General features: G+C 32.4%; 1 protein-coding gene. It reads right to left on the reverse strand.

The window, feature by feature from the left end; all coding sequences use genetic code 11:
• Positions 1 to 55 precede the first annotated feature (55 nt).
• Complete coding sequence (locus ACXAGJ_RS24680) at positions 56 to 409, reverse strand: DUF7677 family protein (RefSeq protein WP_474843856.1); 354 nt, start codon at positions 407 to 409, stop codon at positions 56 to 58.
• Positions 410 to 429 lie beyond the last annotated feature (20 nt).

Below are 429 nucleotides of genomic sequence, written 5' to 3' on the forward strand. Positions count from 1 at the left end.
TAATCCTCCAATAGCAAATACTTGTTTTTTTGACCAAATCATAAACCCTTTTGTCTTAATGTAACTCCGTTTCCCAATCTTCAAACTTTGGATCGACCGTGTATTGTTCTCCTTCCTCACGACAAACTAATCTAATCCATTGTGCTGCTCTTTTCATCGCATGAGTTTGATTCAACACCATCCCATTTTTATCCATTTCTATGTTATTAGAATAAATTGCAAATGCTTGTTCTACTAAACTAGCTTCGTGTTTTAAAATTTCACGATAATCAATCCCGTCTAGTATTGTTTTATCTCCAATTACATAGGGTAGAGTCCCATTTGCATAATAGTATACAAAATGTCTAAGCGCACTTTTAAAATCATCTGATAGAACAGAGATATGATTGGGTTGTTTTTTATTAATCATTTTATCTTACAGTTTTTACT

The sequence above is a fragment of the Aquimarina sp. AWH4_224 genome, assembly GCF_056160245.1.

Excerpts from the sequence above, each read along its gene's own strand:
- ACXAGJ_RS24680 (WP_474843856.1), bottom strand. The coding sequence starts at position 409 with ATGATTAATAAAAAACAACCCAATCATATCTCTGTTCTATCAGATGAT.